The sequence below is a fragment of the Phenylobacterium sp. genome (assembly GCF_022402485.1).
In the GTDB taxonomy this organism is placed as follows: domain Bacteria; phylum Pseudomonadota; class Alphaproteobacteria; order Caulobacterales; family Caulobacteraceae; genus Phenylobacterium.
In genome coordinates this window covers 41,764-56,613 of sequence record NZ_JAKRSA010000027.1, presented here as the reverse complement: position 1 = coordinate 56,613, position 14,850 = coordinate 41,764, and the positions used below count along the sequence as shown (strand labels likewise).

At 66.0% G+C, this 14,850-nt stretch carries 14 protein-coding genes; 3 read left to right on the top strand and 11 right to left on the bottom strand.

Translation table 11 applies throughout. From position 1 onward, the window contains the following. Positions 1–70: 70 nt before the first annotated feature. Positions 71–508, bottom strand: a complete 438-nt coding sequence (locus MH112_RS11025; protein ID WP_296567725.1) for an HIT family protein — start codon at positions 506–508, stop codon at positions 71–73. A 238-nt stretch (positions 509–746) separates the two neighbouring features. Here MH112_RS11025 and MH112_RS11020 point away from each other — a divergent pair, with 238 nt between their 5' ends. Continuing rightward, on the top strand, positions 747–3,071 hold the full coding sequence (locus MH112_RS11020; protein ID WP_296567723.1) for a TonB-dependent receptor: 2,325 nt from the start codon (positions 747–749) through the stop codon (positions 3,069–3,071). Positions 3,072–3,138: 67 nt separating this feature from the next. Here MH112_RS11020 and MH112_RS11015 read toward each other — a convergent pair whose 3' ends face one another. The 4 genes from MH112_RS11015 to phaP form a co-directional block, all read right to left on the bottom strand. After that, positions 3,139–4,290: a GNAT family N-acetyltransferase gene (locus MH112_RS11015; protein WP_296567720.1), complete on the bottom strand. Its 1,152-nt coding sequence runs from the start codon at positions 4,288–4,290 to the stop codon at positions 3,139–3,141. Beyond that, a complete protein-coding gene (locus MH112_RS11010; protein ID WP_296567718.1) occupies positions 4,287–5,033 on the bottom strand; it encodes a glycerophosphodiester phosphodiesterase in 747 nt (248 codons plus the stop codon). Before MH112_RS11010 ends, MH112_RS11015 begins: the two co-directional genes overlap by 4 nt. Then, positions 5,030–5,491 (bottom strand): RidA family protein, encoded by a 462-nt coding sequence (locus MH112_RS11005; protein ID WP_296567716.1) that lies wholly within the window; start codon positions 5,489–5,491, stop codon positions 5,030–5,032. The genes MH112_RS11010 and MH112_RS11005 overlap by 4 nt, the downstream gene beginning before the upstream one ends. A gap of 165 nt (positions 5,492–5,656) precedes the next feature. After that, positions 5,657–6,100: a TIGR01841 family phasin gene (gene phaP / locus MH112_RS11000; protein ID WP_296567714.1), complete on the bottom strand. Its 444-nt coding sequence runs from the start codon at positions 6,098–6,100 to the stop codon at positions 5,657–5,659. A gap of 323 nt (positions 6,101–6,423) precedes the next feature. On the opposite strand from phaP, the gene MH112_RS10995 reads away from it, so the two are divergent. Then, positions 6,424–7,704, top strand: coding sequence for a D-alanyl-D-alanine carboxypeptidase (locus MH112_RS10995; protein ID WP_365786996.1), 1,281 nt, complete (start codon positions 6,424–6,426; stop codon positions 7,702–7,704). A gap of 50 nt (positions 7,705–7,754) precedes the next feature. On the opposite strand, the gene MH112_RS10990 is transcribed toward MH112_RS10995, so the two are convergent. Both MH112_RS10990 and MH112_RS10985 read right to left on the bottom strand, forming a co-directional pair. Beyond that, entirely contained in the window at positions 7,755–8,204 is a 450-nt protein-coding gene (locus MH112_RS10990; protein ID WP_296567712.1) for a molecular chaperone DnaJ, read from the bottom strand. 4 nt (positions 8,205–8,208) lie between these two features. Further along, positions 8,209–9,033: a division plane positioning ATPase MipZ gene (locus tag MH112_RS10985; RefSeq protein WP_296567710.1), complete on the bottom strand. Its 825-nt coding sequence runs from the start codon at positions 9,031–9,033 to the stop codon at positions 8,209–8,211. A gap of 163 nt (positions 9,034–9,196) precedes the next feature. Between MH112_RS10985 and panC the strand changes: the two genes are divergently transcribed. Then, the gene (gene panC / locus MH112_RS10980; protein WP_296567707.1) at positions 9,197–10,054 is read left to right on the top strand and encodes a pantoate--beta-alanine ligase; all 858 of its coding nucleotides are present in this window, start codon (positions 9,197–9,199) and stop codon (positions 10,052–10,054) included. Between the two features lie 4 nt (positions 10,055–10,058). On the opposite strand, the gene MH112_RS10975 is transcribed toward panC, so the two are convergent. The 4 genes from MH112_RS10975 to MH112_RS10960 are packed head-to-tail and all read right to left on the bottom strand — an operon-like array spanning position 10,059 to position 14,827. Further along, a complete protein-coding gene (locus MH112_RS10975) occupies positions 10,059–10,469 on the bottom strand; it encodes a DUF1489 domain-containing protein (RefSeq protein WP_296567705.1) in 411 nt (136 codons plus the stop codon). A gap of 9 nt (positions 10,470–10,478) precedes the next feature. Further along, a complete protein-coding gene (locus MH112_RS10970; RefSeq protein ID WP_296567703.1) occupies positions 10,479–12,368 on the bottom strand; it encodes an acetyl/propionyl/methylcrotonyl-CoA carboxylase subunit alpha in 1,890 nt (629 codons plus the stop codon). Further along, positions 12,365–13,204, bottom strand: a complete 840-nt coding sequence (locus MH112_RS10965) for an enoyl-CoA hydratase-related protein (protein WP_296567698.1) — start codon at positions 13,202–13,204, stop codon at positions 12,365–12,367. Before MH112_RS10965 ends, MH112_RS10970 begins: the two co-directional genes overlap by 4 nt. Before the next feature lie 15 nt (positions 13,205–13,219). Continuing rightward, positions 13,220–14,827 carry a carboxyl transferase domain-containing protein gene (locus MH112_RS10960; protein WP_296567695.1) on the bottom strand — a complete coding sequence of 536 codons (1,608 nt, stop codon included), beginning with the start codon at positions 14,825–14,827 and terminating at the stop codon, positions 13,220–13,222. Positions 14,828–14,850: the final 23 nt, after the last annotated feature.

Sequence of the window (14,850 nt, the reverse complement as noted above, 5' to 3'; positions counted from 1 at the left end):
GCCGACTGATCGGTCTGGCTCGGCAAAACGTCAAAGCCCCGGCCGATGGCCGGGGCTTTTTCGTAAGGGCTCAGCTGATCTTGGCGGCGATCTGCTCGGCCAGGGCCTTGAGCTCGACGGGATCAGCCATGCCGCCGGAGGCGTGACGCCCCACCGCCACCCCCTCCCAGCGGGGCAGGATGTGGAAGTGCGGATGGAAGACCGTCTGGCCCGCCGCCGTCCCATTGAACTGGGTGATGACCACGCCGTCAGGCATCAGCGCCGCGCGCACGGCGCGGGCGACCCGCTGCACGCCAAGGATCAGCGGGGTGAGCACCTGAGGATCCTCCTCCAGCAGATTGCGGGCGGTGGAGGCCTTGGGAATCACCAGGGTGTGTCCCTTCACCTGGGGGAAGACGTCCATGAACGACAGAACGTGGTCGTCCTCGAACACCCTGGCGCAAGGCGCCTCGCCCCGAAGGATTTTGGCGAAGATATTATTGGGGTCGTAGGTCCCGTCCAGGCTCATGGGGCGCTCCTTGGTTATGGCCCTTACCTAACCCGTTCCCGGCCTGGAGGAAATCGTCACGCCGGGCTCGCGCCTCGGGCGATCAAAGCTGGACCCCTTACGGAACAAGGGATTTTTGCCACCTTTGACAAATTCAGCGATGTCACGGCCCCGTCGCGTATTCATCACCAGACCGTCAACGAGCACCCCTATCGCAGCGCAACTTAGCAATTGCCGCAATGCGAACGGGGATCACCACATGCATCGCAAGAACCGCCTTCTGCTGGGGGGTGCTATCGCCGCCCTGGGCCTGGCCACCCAGGCTCAGGCCCAGGTGGCCGCCACCGACACCGTGGTCGACGAGTTGATCGTCACCGCCCAGCTGCGCGAACAGAAGTCCATCGAAGTGCCTATCGCCCTGACCGCCTATGGCGCCGGGCGTCTGGAGGACCTGGGGGTGCAGGAGTTCGAGGACCTGGCGCTGTTCGTGCCCGGTTTCGAGGTTCAGAACCAGTCGCCGAACAATCCCGGCTTTGTGATGCGCGGCATTACGTCAGACTCCGGCGAGGCGACCAACGAACCTCGGGTTTCGGTGTTCCAGGACGGGGTTTCCATGTCCAAGTCGCGCGGCTCCTATGTGGAGTTGTTCGACCTGGAGCGGGCCGAGATCTCCAAGGGCCCGCAATCGACCCTTTATGGTCGCGGCGCGCTGATCGGAGCTGTGAACCTGGTCCAGGCCAAGGCCGACCCCAGTCGCCTGGCCGCCAGCTCCAAGGTCGAGGTGGGCAACTATGGCTACGCCATGATCGACGGGATGCTCAACCTGCCGGTCAGCGAGACCTTCGCCGTACGGGTCGCCGCCCGCCTGAAGGCCCGGGACGGGTTTGTGGAAAACCTTCTGGGCGGAAAGGATTTCAACTCCACCGACACCCAGGCGTTCCGCGTGGCCCTCAACTGGGCACCCAACGACCAGTTCAACGCCGACCTGATCCTCAACTATCAGCAGGATGACCCCAGCGGCACCTCGTTCAAGTCCCTGACCTATCTGCCGACCAATCCCACCACGGGCGCGGTGATCGGCGATCTGGGGCGCAACTCCGGCGCGGCGATCTCCTCGGGCCTGGGTTTCCTCGGGGGCAAGGACCTCGGTCTCGACCGTCAGGTCTGGGGGGTGACCCTGCTGGCCGACTATGCGTTCAACGACTCCCTCAGCCTGAAGTCGATCAGCGCCTACCGGGAGTTCGACAGCCTGGAAGTGTTTGATCCCGACGGCTTCTCCCTGCCGCTCTTCGTGTTCGCCGAAGACGCCGTGGGCAAGCAGACCAGTCAGGAATTCCGTCTGAGCTACGACGCCGGCGGCCGCGTCACCGCCTTTGCCGGTCTGGGCCTGTTCCACGAGGAAGGCTCCCAGACCGTCCCGCTGCAGTTCAGCGAGAAGGTCTATGCCCTCTTCGCCACAGGCGCCCTGGTCGCACCGCGGGGCCTGGCCCTGCCGGTGATCGAGGCCGTGGCCCCAGGTCCGCTGAAATCAGCGCATCGGGAAACCTTCGCCAACTTCGGCGAGACCACCGCCTATGACGTGTTCGCCGATGTGACCTACAAGCTGACCGACGCCCTCGAGGTGACCGGCGGCGTGCGCTACACCACCGAGGACAAGACCAGCGGCTATCAGGCCCAGCTGAACAATGGCGGCTCGGTCCTGGCCGGCAGCACCGCCACCCTGGCGCGGGGCCTGTTCGTGCAGCCGACAGCGGGCGGCGCAGTCATCAACCGCGATCTCACCGACGATGGCCTGACCTATCGCCTGGTGGCACGCTATGCCCCCAGCACCACCCTCAGCGCCTATGCCTCCTATGCCCGCGGTCGCCGGCCGCAGGTGCTCAATGTCGGCTCGCCGACCACCCCTGGCGGTCCGGTGCGCTTCACCGAGCTGCCGGCCGAGGAGGTCGACTCTTTCGAAGTTGGGGTGAAGAGCGAACTGTTCGACCGCGCCCTGTCCCTGGAAGGCTCGATCTATCGCTACACCTACGAGAACTTCCAGACCTCGGTGCTCAACAGCGCCGGCCAGATCGTGGCGGCCAATGCCGGGGAAGCCGACGCCACCGGCTTTGAGGGGCAGTTCACCTGGCGGCCGTCCTCACGCTTCGAGGCCTTCGGCACCTATGGCTATAGCGACGCCCGGTTCGGCAATGGCCTGTTCAAAGGCAACCAGTTCCGCCTGGCGCCCGACCATGCGGTCTCCCTCGGCTTCCGGGCGGCCATGCCCCTGGCCGGCGGCGAGCTGGCCTTCGTCCCGGCCTATACCTGGCGCTCAGAGGTGTTCTTCGACAACAACAATGACCGCTCCAGCCTGCAGGCCCAGGACCGCATCGTTGATGAGGTCCAGAAGGCCTATGGGCTCTTGAACCTGAGGGTCGTCTATCAGCGCGATGACGCCCCCTGGACCCTGGGCGCCTTTGTCACCAACGCCCTGGACCAGGACTACATCAAGGACGCCGGCAACACCGGGGACGCCTTCGGCATCCCCACCTTCATCGCCGGCGAGCCGCGCTATTACGGCGTCTCCTTCGCCATGAGCTACTAAGGTCTGCGACTGAGGTCGGGGGCGCGGTCGGTCCGAGGGGAGCGACCGCGCCCTGATCTCGTCCCACTCAGCCCTGGCGGAAGGGCGAGTACTCCTCGGCCAGCCACTCCATCTCGCCATCCACGGCAGCCTTTTCACGGGCCACGAAATCCTCAACAGGCCCGCGCAAGGCCGGATCGGCGATGTAGTGCGCCGAATAGACCGGTGTCGGCAGGTAGCCCCGGGCGATCTTGTGCTGGCCCTGGGCCCCGGCCTCGACCCGCTTAAGGCCCCGCTGAATGGCCCAGTCGATGGCCTGATAATAGCAGAGCTCGAAGTGCAGAAAGGCGACATCCTCCACGCAGCCCCAGTTGCGGCCATAGAGGGCGTCGTCACCCATCAAGTTGAGCGCGCCAGCGATCCAATGGCCGTTCCGCTTTGCCATGATCAGCAGCACCTGATCGGCCATCCGCTCCCCGAGCAGGGAGAAGAACAACCGGTTCAGATAGGGCCGTCCCCATTTGCGCGAACCGGTGTCCATGTAGAAGCCATAGAAGGCATCCCAGGCGTCGTCGGTGAGGTCTGCGCCAGTCAGGCACAGGATTTCCAGTCCCGCCTGGGCGTCACGGCGCTCCCGGCGAATGGTCTTGCGGCGGCCAGAGGAGAGGTCAGCCAGGAAGTCCTCGAAGCTGCCATAGCCCCGGTTGAACCAGTGGTATTGCTGGCCCTGGCGTTGGGCGAGCCCCTGGCCCCCTAGCCAGTCCCATTCGGCTTGGTTGGGAAAATTGATGTGCATGGAGGAGACGCCCATCTGTTCGCAGAGGGTCAGGGCCCCGCCGAGCAGCATGTCGTAGCCCGCCTCAACCGGGATATCGGGCCGCACCAGCAGCCGCGGCCCTGTGGCCGGGGTGAAGGGTGCCGCCGCCAGGAGCTTGGGGTAGTAGCGCCCCCCTGCCCGCTCATAGGCGTCCGCCCAGCTGTGGTCGAAGATGTACTCCCCCTGGCTGTGGGATTTCAGATAGAGGGGCATGACCGCCCCGACTTGACCGGCCTCGTCGTCGATGGACAGGTGCTGTGGCCCCCAGCCGGTGCGCTCTACCGCACAGCCAGACTGTTCCAGAACATCAAGAAAGTCGTAGCTGACAAACGGGTTTCCGCTGGCATGGGCGCAGGCGGTCCAGGCCGATCTGCCAATGTCAGCGATGCGGCGGTTCACCTTGACCGCCGGCCTCAGACTCACGGCGTGAAGCCCTCGAAGATCAGGTTGTCACAGTGATCCTTCACCGCCTCCCACTGCTCGGGCTTGCGGACGGTCCAGGCCACCACCGGCATGCCTTCAGCCCGGTAGGCGTCAGCCCTCTCGCTCGGCAGCATGTCGAGGCCTAGGGCCAGGAAATGGGGTCGGGCGATTTCCACCTGCTCCAGCCGGGCATAGGCCTCGCGCTGTTCCGGATTCAGGTGCTTCACGTCACGGTAGCTGAAGGAGTCCAGGCCACGCAGGACGCCCGGATAGTGCTCAGCAAACCAGGCGTGGGAATAGGGATTGAAACCGATCACACAGAGCGGACCGGCGTGATCGATAATGATCTCATGCACTCGGCGCTCCAGGGGGCCCACCTCGCCCCAGTGGGTCTTCAGCTCCACATGCACCATGGCCCGTTGGCCGATCAGGGCCAGGGTCTCGGCCAGGGTCGGGATAGTTTCATCTGTCCCCATGAGGGACATCTCGCCGAGTTCAGCAGCGGTGCGGTCGCGCAGCCGCCCCTCAATGCCGGTCATCCGCTGCAGGGTGTTGTCATGGAAGACCATGGCCTCCCCGTCCGATGACAGGTGGACATCGAGTTCGATGCCATAGCCCGCGGCACAGGCGGCCTGGAACGCGCCCAGGGAGTTTTCGGGAGCACCGTCCGGCGTCCATAGACCCCGGTGCGCCACCGGCGGGTGGAACAGAAGATCCCAGGCCTCGCCGAAACGCGCCTTCACGAGACCTCCACCACGGCGTCAACCTCAACCGCGAAGTTCATCGGCAGGCGGTAAACACCCACGGCCGAGCGGGCATGACGGCCCAGATCGCCAAAGGCCTCGACCATCAGGTCGGACGCACCGTTGACCACCTGCGGGATCTCAAAGAAATCCGGTCCAGCCTGGACGAAGCCGCCGAGCTTGACCACCCGCACGACCCGGCCGAGATCACCGTCACAGGCCGCCTTCATCTGGGCGATCAGATTGATGGCGCACAGGCGCGCGGCCCGCCTGGCCGTCTCCATGTCGACATCCTGACCGACAATGCCGGTAATGCCGCCTTGGGCGTCCCGGGACACCTGGCCGGAAATGTGAAGGAGCGCGCCAACCCGTACAAAGGGCACATAGTTGGCGACGGGGGCGGAGGGCTCGGGCAGGCGGACGCCAAGCGCGGCCAAACGATCTTCGACAGTGGACATGCGCCAATCTGTAGAGCGCGTTCGGGGAAAGTGGAACCCGGTTTTCCCGAAAGCGCCCCCTGGCGCGCCGGGGGCCAACGGCCCAAGCGCCCATGAGAAAAGCCCGGTCCGTTGCGGGACCGGGCTTCTGATCGTCCAGCCGGCGCCAAGAGGCGCCAGAGTGCCTTAGCGGGCGGCTTGCAGACGCTCGACGGTCGCGGTGACGCGCTCGTTGATCGGCTTCAAGGAGTCCTTCATCGAGGCGGTGAAGATCTCCGACATGCGGGTCATTTCCGACATGTAGGATTCCATGGCCTTCTTGGTGAAGGCGGTCTGCAGCTCAACAGCTTCCTGCAGGCTCTTGGCCGAGGCCAGGGTCTTGGCCGCAGCCATCTGCTCTTCCACCGTCTTCTTGGTGTAGGCCATGGCTTCGGCACCAACGGCTTCGGCACCCTTGGCGGCGGCCGTGGCCGAAGCCACCAGGGCCTCGAGGTTCTGCTTGGAATAGGTGTTGGTCTCAGCCAAGGCGGTCATGGACTTTTCCATGACGTCCTTGAAGGCATGGTTGCCGGCCAGGGTGAATTCTTCGGCGGCGGTCTTGGCGGTCTTGGCGGTGTCGGCGGCAGCCATGGCTGAGCTCCTTGTTAGGTCACGGGGCGCGGCGGCGGCCGCACGGGAGGGGCAGAAGGCGCGGGCAGCCGCGCGGCTCTAGACTGATCAATTACGCTCTACGCAGCCGCAACATCCCATGTTGCACCGCAGCAGTCAATCGCGTTTTTGTGCAGCGCACAATCAACCTGGGCCATCAAGGCCATGCCGCAAGTTCGCTCGTTAAGCGGGCTATGCGACGTTTTGCAATGCTCAACAGGTGTTTACCCTCGCGCAAGACCGAACATGCCATGCTAGCCTTCTGACCATGGCGGTCCGATCAGCGATCGCCAGAAACTCAAAACGTGACGGACGACGCGATGCTCAAACACGCCCGCCGCCAGATCCTCGTCGGCCTGATCGCCGTGGCGACCGCGCTCGGCCACAGCGCGCCGGTTGCGCAAGCCCAGATTCCCTATCTGCAGCTCCCGGCCCAGCAGCCGAAATATGCCTCCATCGTCGTGGATGCCCAGACGGGCGAGGTCCTCTATGGCAAGCGCGCCGACAGTGCGCGTTACCCGGCCTCCATCACCAAGGTGATGACGCTCTATCTGATGTTCGAGCAACTGGCCGCCGGGCGGATGAAGCCGGATGACCGGATCGTCTTCTCCCCGCGGGCCGCTGCGGCCCCGCCCACCAAGCTGTTCATCAAGGCCGGCGACTCCATCACCGTAGATGAGGCCATGCACGCCCTGGCCCTGCGCTCTGCCAATGATGTGGCCGTCGCCGTCGCCGAACGACTGGGCGGCAGCGAAGCGCGCTTTGCCGCCCTGATGACCCTGCGGGCCCGCGAGCTCGGCATGGACTCCACGACCTTCGTCAATGCCTCAGGCCTGCCAGACAGCCGTCAGCTGTCCACAGCCCGGGATCTGGCGGTGCTGTCGCGGGCGATCATGCGGGATTTCCCGCAGTACTACACCCTGTTCAGCACCCCACAGTATGACTTCAGGGGCACGCCGATCCGCAGCCACAACAGCCTGCTGCGCCGGGAATTGGGCGTGGATGGTTTGAAAACCGGTTTCACCAACGCCTCGGGCTACAACATCGCCATTTCGGGGGTGAAGAATGATCGCCGCCTGATCGTGGTGGTCATGGGGGGAGCCTCGACCGCAGCCCGGGATAATCATGCCCAGGACCTGCTTCTGACCGGGTTTGACGTGGCCAATCGCCGGGCCCGCGGCGAGCGGATCACGGTGGCTCAAAACCTGTTCGAGCCCGAGCCCACTGGCCCCCTCATGCGGCCATCCCGCGAGCAGGGCGACGGGGAGCAGGATGAACTGAAAATCGTCCTGGCCACAGCCCCTCCCCCGCCGACCCCCAGTCGCGCCGCAGCCCCCGCGCCGCCCGCCGGCAAGTGGCAGGTGCAGGTGGGTGCCTTCAAGTCCAAGGCCCTCGCCCAGGAACAGCTGAAGCTCAGCCGCCGGCGCTTCGCAGAGGCCTTCACCGGCGCCACGACCCTGGTTACGGACGCCAGCGCCGGCTTCTACCGGGCCAGGTTCGCCGGGCTAACCGAAGCCAAGGCCAAGGCCGCCTGTGAAACCCTGAAGGCGAAGAAACAGGCTTGTATGGTCATCAGCCCCGCCTGAACCGCGCAAGTCAGAACCGCGCAAGCCTGAGCTGCCAGATCGGGCCGCGCCTATCGCGGCAGGAGCCGATCCCGGGCGGCGTTTATCTGGGCCGCGAGGCCTGCTGAGCCCCCCGCATCGGGGTGGCTGCGGCGCATCAGGCGGGTATAGGCCGCCTGGATCTCCTCGACCCCAGCGTCAGGGCCGATGCCCAGAATCTCGCGAGCTTCGCGCTCGCTCATGGTCTCAGTCCGACCTGGCCGTCGGTGGCCGGTGTCGCCAAGTCCGGGTCCAGCGCCTGCACTCCGCGCGCTCATGGCCAGCCACAGGCCAAGAATGATCAGAGCTGGGGCAAATGCCCAGCCGCCTCGCAGAGCGAGGAAGGCAGCCGCGGCAAACGCCGCAACGCTGGCCAGACCTGAAAGGATCCGCCACTCGCGCCGCTGAAACATCGGACGGCCGCGGCGGCCCACCCAGACAAACAAGGCCAGGGCCAGACACCCCAGCGCCACATAGAGCATGGGGTTATTCGGCCGCCATAAGGGTCTGGCCAGTGATCTCACCAAGCCCCAGAGCGCCAATCAGGGCGCGAAGCTCCTGGCGCGCGGCCACATGCTGCAGGGAAATGGCCACAGGCCGGATTGCCGGCGACAGATCGGCAATGGTCAGGCCAAAGGGATAGAGCTCCCGATAGATGACCCGGTCGCGCAGGCCAGGCCCCACCTGGAAACCGACCCGACGGGACAGGGCCTTGATCCGCTCGTCCAGGCGACGGCGGTTGCGGGCTTCGGTGGGCGCCAGACGGTTGCGCAGCACCACCCAGTCGATGGAGCGGCCATCGGACACGGCCCTGGCTTTGCGGCTGTCCCAGACGGTCACGGAATAGAGGCCTGGGCGTTTCAGATCGAGGGAGACGGGATCGACGACGCCCAGCATGTCAAAGTCGACAAAGCTGTCGTTCATGGGGGTGACGATCAGGTCGGCCAGACCGTGGGCTGCCCGGGAGATCGCTGTGTCACCGCCTGGGGTGTCAATGAGCACCACGTCCGCTGCGGCCTGGGCCTGCTCGAAGGCCTGTTGGAACGCCTCCAGCGCGACGTCGTCCGAGGCCAAGGCCAGGTCGGGGCTTAAGGGAAACTCCAGGGGCATTGGCGCTTCGGCCCCATTGGCCGTCAGCCAGGCGCGCCGGCTGGCGAAGAAGTGGCCGAGGGACTGCTGACGAAGGTCCAGGTCGAGCACCGCCACCTTGGCGCCGCCATACATCAAGGCCACGGCGAGATGCAGGGCGATGGTGGATTTTCCAGCGCCGCCCTTCTCGTTGCCGACGACGATCACACGGGGTTGGGACATCAGTCCTGCTCCATCGATTCGGCCAGGCAGGCCTAGAAGTTAACGAGACGCTTATGCCGGCCGCTGCGTCAACTTTGCAGGCGGTCCGCCCTGTGGACGGATGGACGCACCCCCTGTGGATCGGTCATAAGCCTGGACCCCGTTTTCCGCCGCAGGAGACCCCATGTCCGCCGAGAGCCTGCCGATCGTCCGCAGCATTGCTGATCTTCGGGCCCAGGTCCGCGCCTGGCGCGCTGCCGGCGAGACCGTGGCCATGACCCCCACCATGGGGGCCCTGCATGAAGGGCACCTGTCCCTGGTGCGGCTGGCCAGGACCCGGGCCCAAAGGGTCGTGGCCAGCATCTTCGTCAATCCGACCCAGTTCGGCCCCAATGAAGATTTCGAGCGCTATCCCCGCAATGAGGCCGGGGACGCCGCTCTATTGGCCAGCGCCGGCTGCGACCTGCTCTACGCCCCAGATGTCAGCCAGATCTATCCACAGGGTTACGCCACCCAGGTCCGTGTCGCCGGCGTCAGCGAACCCTTGGACGGGGCCGCCCGGCCGGGCCACTTCGACGGCGTGGCCACCGTGGTGGCCAAGCTGCTGAACCAGGCCCAGCCTGATGTAGCGGTGTTTGGCGAGAAAGACTTCCAGCAGTTGCAGCTGATCCGGCGGTTGGTCTGTGATCTGGATATCCCTGTGGAGGTTCTCGGCGCTCCTATTGCCCGGGACACCGACGGCCTCGCCCTGTCCTCCCGCAACGCCTATCTCAGCGCCGAGGAACGGGCCATTGCCGGCATGATGAACAGGGTGCTGGCCGACGCCGCCGAACGACTAAGGGCTGGAGACTCTGTCGAGAAAGTCGAGGCCACCGGCCGGGCAGCCCTTGAACGTCACGGCTTCCAGCGCGTGGACTATTTCGAGGTCCGGCAGATCCATGACCTCAGTCCGGCCGGCCTGCCACCCTATGACGGCCAGGTCCGGATCTTCGCCGCCGCCCACCTGGGCAAGACACGGCTGATCGACAACATGGCCGTCTAGAGACTTACCAGAGACCAGCCTCCCGCAGCTGGCGGGCCAGTTCCGGCGGGGCGTCGAGCCCCCCCTCGCCCTCAAGGTCTGGCGGCGCATCCTTGGGCTCCAGATACCGCCAGCCCTGGAAGGGGCGCCTTGGGGTCGGCGCCACCCGGATGAGGGTCTCGTCGAGAACCATTTCACAGCGGGCATCCTGCCCTTGGCCCACCGTAGTCACATCCAAGATCAGCTGCCGCGTCAGGATCACGCCCTTATAGACCCGGTAGAGGGACCCGCCGTCCGTCAACTCGGCCGCCCGCTTTGGGGTCTGCCGGGTGTGCAGGGTCCAGGGCTGGCCGGCGCGGGCCTGGGAGGCATGCCAGTCCAGCAGGTCCTCCACGGTGTCGCAGCCGACGACGAGCTTGATCAGATGTACGGTCATGGAAGGGCTCTAGGCCGCCGGCGTCAGCCGCGCCAGCACGACGCCTTCGCTGACCTGCGCCCCGACGGCGACGGACAGGACCTCGACGACGCCGTCAAAGGCTGCCGTCAGGGCGTGTTCCATCTTCATGGCCTCCAGGGTGAGCAGGATCTGGCCGCGCACCACGGTGTCACCCTGCGCTACCGCCACGGCGACCACCTTGCCCGGCATGGGAGACATGACCACCCCATCGCCGGCAGGCCCCTCGCCCACCGCAAAGGCCGGAGCATCGCCGGAGAAGGCGAAGGCCTCGCCGGCCTCAAACACCACGATCGATCCATCGGCGGCCAACAGCACGTCTGCTGACAGAGGACCGGCCACCAAGGGCGCGGTCACCGGTCCATCGTCACGATAGAGACGAACCGAAGCCTCGGGAGGGGCATTGAGCCGAAACCCCGTCAGCGTGCGCCAGGGATTGTCCGGCTCAGACTCCGGGCCGGCCTGCTGGGACAACAGGCCCTGAGCGGCGGCCGACAGCACGGCCTGGCTCGGCGGCGGCGTTGAGGCCAGCGCCGCCTGACGCGCGGGGATGAAGCCCGTATCCACCTCCCCCCGCAGGAAATCCTCGTCGGAAAGCGTACGGGCCAGAAAGCCGGCATTGGTTCGCACCGGCCAGACCTGGACCGCGCCGCAGGCCTGGACCAGCCGTCGAGCGGCGACCTGACGGGTCGGCCCGTGGGCGATCAGCTTGGCGATCATCGGATCATAGTGCGGGCTGACGGCACCGCCGGCCTCAACACCAGTATCGACCCGGACCGTGTCGGGCAGGACGAAGTGCTCAAGCTCGCCGATGGAGGGCAGAAAGCCCGCCGACGGGTTTTCGGCATAAAGCCTGGCCTCCATGGCCCAGCCGTTCAGGGTGATCTGATCCTGGCCCAGGGGCAGAGGCTCACCTGCAGCCACCCGCAGCTGCCATTCCACCAGATCCAGGCCCGTGACGGCCTCGGTCACCGGGTGCTCGACCTGCAGTCGGGTGTTCATCTCCATGAACCAGATGCGGTCTGGCCGCAGACCCTGGCTGGCGTCGGCGATAAACTCCACCGTGCCGGCTCCCACATAGTCCACAGCCTGGGCCGCGCGGACCGCGGCGGCGCAGACAGCGGCACGCACGTCCGGGGTCATGCCGGGCGCCGGGGCCTCCTCGATCACCTTCTGATGGCGGCGCTGCAGAGAGCAGTCGCGCTCGAACAGATGGACCACCTGGCCGTGGGTGTCGCCAAACACCTGCACCTCAATGTGCCGCGGCCGGGCGACATAGGTCTCCAGCAGGACGCGGTCATCGCCGAAGGCACCGGCGGCCTCCCGCTGCGCCGCGCCCAGGGCCTGGGCAAAGTCCTCAGGCCCCTCGACCTTGCGCATGCCCTTGCCGCCACCGCCGGCCACAGCCTTGATCAAGATGGGATAGCCGATCGCCTTGGCCTGGCTGGCCAGAAAGGCGGGGTCCTGATTTACCCCGTGATAGCCCGGCGTGACCGGCACGCCCGCCTCAATCATCAGGGCCTTGGCCGCATCCTTCAGGCCCATGGCCCGGATCGCGGCCGGGGGCGGCCCCACCCAGACCAGACCCGCCCCCATCACCGCCTCGGCGAACGCCGCGTTCTCTGACAGGAAGCCGTAGCCAGGATGCACCGCATCAGCGCCGGACGCCCTGGCCGCGTCGAGCACGGCAGCGACATTGAGATAGCTCTCCCGCGCCGCCGCTGGCCCCAGCCGTACGGCCTGATCAGCCTCGCGCACATGGAGGGCCCCCGCATCGGCGTCCGAATAGACCGCCACGGTGGCGAGCCCCATCTGGCGCGCCGTTCGGAAGATCCGCCGGGCGATCTCGCCGCGATTGGCGACCAGGAGGTTGGTGATCATTCAGACCAGCTGGGCTTGCGCTTTTCGAGGAAGGCCATGACGCCCTCCTGGCCCTCTTCACTGACCCGCATCCGGGCAATGGCCCGGGCGGTGTCGTCCATGAGCCGGTGGTCGATCTCCTGATAGGCCACCAATTCGACGATCTTCTTGGACTCGATCACCGCCATGGGTCCGCAGGCCATCATCTCAGTAGAGAGCGCAGCCATGGCCGCCTCCAGCCCTGCGTCATCGGCGACCACCTGGGTCACCAGGCCAATCTTCTCGGCATGGGCGGCGTCAAAGGTGCGGCCGGTGGCAAACAGGGCGCGGGCGGTGCGGGGGCCGATCGCCTCAACCACATAGGGGCTGATGGTGGCGGCCACGAGGCCAAGCTTGACCTCGGCAAAGCTGAACTTCGCGTCCGCTGTGGCAATAGCCATGTCACAGGCCGCCGCAAGACCGGCCCCACCCCCGTAGGCGCCCCCTTGAACCATCGCAACGGTCAGGGCCGGGATGTCCCGCAACAGCTTGAACATCTTCGCCATGGCCATGGCGTCTAGACGGTTGTCATCCTCAGTATGGCCTGCCGCCGCCCGCATCCACTCCAGGTCGGCACCGGCGCAGAACATGCCGCCAGCCCCGCGGAGGAACACCAGGCGCACATGTTCGGCACCGTGCAGGGTCTCGAAGGTTTCCGACAGGGCGGCGATCAGCGCTGCATCAAAGGCGTTACGGCGGTCTGGGCGGTTGATGGTGACGATGGCCACCCCCTCAAGGGTCGCCTCCAGCCGCACCAGGGGCGAGGTGGCGTCGGTGTCGAGGCCTTCCACCAGGGGATCGGCGATGGGATGGCTCATGGGATCAAGGCTCCGTCACATGCGGAAGACGCCAAAGCGCGTCTCGGGTACTGGCGCATTGAGCGCCGCAGAAATCGACAAACCCAGCACGTCGCGGGTCTGGGCCGGATCTATCACCCCATCATCCCACAGTCGGGCAGTGGCGAAATAGGGGTCACCTTCGGTCTCATAGCGATCGCGTACCGGGGCCTTGAAGGCGGCTTCGTCCTCGTCGGACCAGGACTCGCCGCGGGCCTCCAGCCCGTCCCGACGGATGGTGGCCAGCACGCTGGCGGCCTGCTCGCCACCCATGACGCTGATGCGGCTGTTGGGCCAGCTCCAGAGGAAGCGCGGAGAATAGGCCCTGCCGCACATGCCATAGTTGCCGGCCCCAAAGGAGCCGCCGATCAGGACCGTGAACTTGGGAACCTCAGCGCAGGCCACCGCTGTGACCAGCTTGGCACCGTCCTTGGCGATGCCGCCAGCCTCATAGCGACCACCAACCATGAAGCCTGAGATGTTCTGCAGGAAAACCAGCGGAATCTTGCGCTTACAGGCCAGTTCTATGAAGTGGGCCCCCTTCAGCGCGCTTTCGGAGAACAGCACGCCATTATTGGCCAGAATGGCGACGGGATAGCCCCAGATGCGAGCAAAGCCGCAGACCAGGGTCGTTCCATAGAGCGCCTTGAACTCATCGAAGTCCGATCCGTCCACCAGCCGCGCGATGACCTCGCGCACGTCATAGGGCGCGCGCACGTCACTGGGGATGATCCCGTAGAGCTCTTCAGGGTCAAAGGCCGGCAGCCTAGGCTCAGCCAGGGTCATCTCGTGGGTCTTTGTGGTGTTCAGGTTAGCCACGATGGAGCGGACAATGGTCAGGGCGTGCTCGTCGTTCTCGGCCACATGGTCGACCACGCCGGAGCGGCGGCCATGGGTGTCGGCACCGCCTAGCTCTTCGGCGCTGATGACCTCGCCCGTGGCCGCCTTCACCAGGGGCGGCCCGCCGAGGAAGATGGTCCCCTGCCCCCGGACAATCACGGTTTCGTCGGACATGGCCGGCACATAGGCCCCGCCGGCGGTGCAGGAGCCCATGACGCAGGCGATCTGGGCGATGCCGGCGGCGCTCATCTGGGCCTGATTGAAGAAGATCCGCCCAAAGTGGTCCCGGTCGGGAAACACCTCGGCCTGATGGGGCAGATTGGCCCCGCCGGAGTCCACCAGATAGATGCAGGGTAGACGGTTCTGCAGGGCGATCTCCTGGGCCCGCAGATGCTTCTTCACGGTCATCGGGAAATAGGCACCCCCCTTCACCGTGGCGTCGTTGGCGAGGATCATCACCTCACGTCCTGAGACCCGCCCGATCCCCGCAATGACGCCAGCGCCGGGTGCCTCGTCGTCATAGAGGCCATGGGCCGCCAGGGCACCAACCTCGAGGAATGGCGCGCCAGGATCCAGCAGCCGCATCACCCGGTCACGCGGCAGGAGCTTGCCCCGCGATTCGTGCCGCTCACGGGCGGCCGCCGGCCCCCCTAGGGCAGCTTGCGCCACCTTGGCCCGAAGTTGGTCGACCAGGCCGCGATTGTGCTGCGCCTGGGTCTGAAATGCCTCGGAACTTGGGTCGATGGAGGAAGTCAGCCTCGTCATATGCATGGCATAGCCCCGCACGC

Excerpts from the sequence above, each read along its gene's own strand:
- MH112_RS11025 (WP_296567725.1), bottom strand. The coding sequence starts at position 508 with ATGAGCCTGGACGGGACCTACGACCCCAATAATATCTTCGCCAAAATC.
- MH112_RS11020 (WP_296567723.1), top strand. The coding sequence starts at position 747 with ATGCATCGCAAGAACCGCCTTCTGCTGGGGGGTGCTATCGCCGCCCTG.
- MH112_RS11005 (WP_296567716.1), bottom strand. The coding sequence starts at position 5,491 with ATGTCCACTGTCGAAGATCGTTTGGCCGCGCTTGGCGTCCGCCTGCCC.
- phaP (WP_296567714.1), bottom strand. The coding sequence starts at position 6,100 with ATGGCTGCCGCCGACACCGCCAAGACCGCCAAGACCGCCGCCGAAGAA.
- MH112_RS10990 (WP_296567712.1), bottom strand. The coding sequence starts at position 8,204 with ATGCTCTATGTGGCGCTGGGGTGTCTGGCCCTGGCCTTGTTTGTCTGG.
- MH112_RS10985 (WP_296567710.1), bottom strand. The coding sequence starts at position 9,033 with ATGTCCCAACCCCGTGTGATCGTCGTCGGCAACGAGAAGGGCGGCGCT.
- panC (WP_296567707.1), top strand. The coding sequence starts at position 9,197 with ATGTCCGCCGAGAGCCTGCCGATCGTCCGCAGCATTGCTGATCTTCGG.
- MH112_RS10975 (WP_296567705.1), bottom strand. The coding sequence starts at position 10,469 with ATGACCGTACATCTGATCAAGCTCGTCGTCGGCTGCGACACCGTGGAG.
- MH112_RS10970 (WP_296567703.1), bottom strand. The coding sequence starts at position 12,368 with ATGATCACCAACCTCCTGGTCGCCAATCGCGGCGAGATCGCCCGGCGG.
- MH112_RS10965 (WP_296567698.1), bottom strand. The coding sequence starts at position 13,204 with ATGAGCCATCCCATCGCCGATCCCCTGGTGGAAGGCCTCGACACCGAC.
- MH112_RS10960 (WP_296567695.1), bottom strand. The coding sequence starts at position 14,827 with ATGACGAGGCTGACTTCCTCCATCGACCCAAGTTCCGAGGCATTTCAG.